The following is a 1,660-nucleotide window of genomic DNA, read 5'->3' as shown; positions in this document are numbered from 1 at the left end:
AATGACACGACTTCGGCGGTACGCTTGAGCCCCGCTACATTGTCGGCGCGGAATCACTTGACCAGTGAGCTATTACGCACTCTTTCAAGGGTGGCTGCTTCTAAGCCAACCTCCTGGTTGTCTCTGCGACTCCACATCCTTTCCCACTTAGCGTACGCTTAGGGGCCTTAGTCGATGCTCTGGGCTGTTTCCCTCTCGACCATGGAGCTTATCCCCCACAGTCTCACTGCCGCGCTCTCACTTACCGGCATTCGGAGTTTGGCTAAGGTCAGTAACCCGGTAGGGCCCATCGCCTATCCAGTGCTCTACCTCCGGCAAGAAACACACGACGCTGCACCTAAATGCATTTCGGGGAGAACCAGCTATCACGGAGTTTGATTGGCCTTTCACCCCTAACCACAGGTCATCCCCCAGGTTTTCAACCCTGGTGGGTTCGGTCCTCCACGACCTCTTACAGCCGCTTCAACCTGCCCATGGCTAGATCACTCCGCTTCGGGTCTTGAGCGCGCTACTATGTCGCCCTGTTCGGACTCGCTTTCGCTACGGCTTCCCCACACGGGTTAACCTCGCAACACACCGCAAACTCGCAGGCTCATTCTTCAAAAGGCACGCAGTCACGACGCACCGAGTAAACTCGATGCGCGACGCTCCCACGGCTTGTAGGCACACGGTTTCAGGTACTATTTCACTCCGCTCCCGCGGTACTTTTCACCATTCCCTCACGGTACTATCCGCTATCGGTCACCAGGGAATATTTAGGCTTAGCGGGTGGTCCCGCCAGATTCACACGGGATTTCTCGGGCCCCGTGCTACTTGGGTGGTTCTTAAACGAGCCGTACAGATTTCAGCTACGGGGGTCTTACCCTCTACGCCGGACCTTTCGCATGTCCTTCGCCTACCCATACGGTTTCTGACTCGTCGACCGGCCGGCAGACCGATCAAAAGAACTCCCACAACCCCGTACGCGCAACCCCTGCCGGGTATCACACACATACGGTTTGGCCTCATCCGGTTTCGCTCGCCACTACTCCCGGAATCACGGTTGTTTTCTCTTCCTGAGGGTACTGAGATGTTTCACTTCCCCTCGTTCCCTCCACACTGCCTATGTGTTCAGCAGCGGGTGACAGCCCATGACGACTGCCGGGTTTCCCCATTCGGACACCCCCGGATCAAAGCTCGGTTGACAGCTCCCCGGGGCCTATCGCGGCCTCCCACGTCCTTCATCGGTTCCTGGTACCAAGGCATCCACCGTGCGCCCTTAAAAACTTGGCCACAGATGCTCGCGTCCACTGTGCAGTTCTCAAACAACGACCAGCCACCCGTCACACACCAATAAAGGTGCTGTACCGGGGCCGGCATCAGAGGAACAGACCATAAGTCCGTACCCTCAGATACCCAACAGTGTGCCCGACCCGACCCATCCGGATTCACGTTCCACGCTCCGAGGAGCAGTACTAATAAATCCCGACCGGTCGTGCCGAATAGTCAACGTTCCACCCATGAGCAACCAGCACCGGACGTACGCCGATGTACTGGCCTCTGACCAGGCAGAACCTGGTAAGAAGTGCTCCTTAGAAAGGAGGTGATCCAGCCGCACCTTCCGGTACGGCTACCTTGTTACGACTTCGTCCCAATCGCCAGTCCCACCTTCGACAGCTCC

Annotated in this window: 2 rRNA genes; both read right to left on the bottom strand. The window is 57.3% G+C overall.

The window, feature by feature from the left end:
- Positions 1-1,272, bottom strand: a 23S ribosomal RNA gene (locus tag ACZ63I_RS35015); the annotation flags it as partial.
- A gap of 303 nt (positions 1,273-1,575) precedes the next feature.
- Positions 1,576-1,660: ribosomal RNA gene (locus ACZ63I_RS35010) — 16S ribosomal RNA — on the bottom strand; the annotation flags it as partial.

This window comes from Streptomyces sp. NPDC087906, from assembly GCF_055584925.1.
Note: the sequence above shows the minus strand (reverse complement) of the source record. Positions and strands in the feature narration are given on the sequence as shown.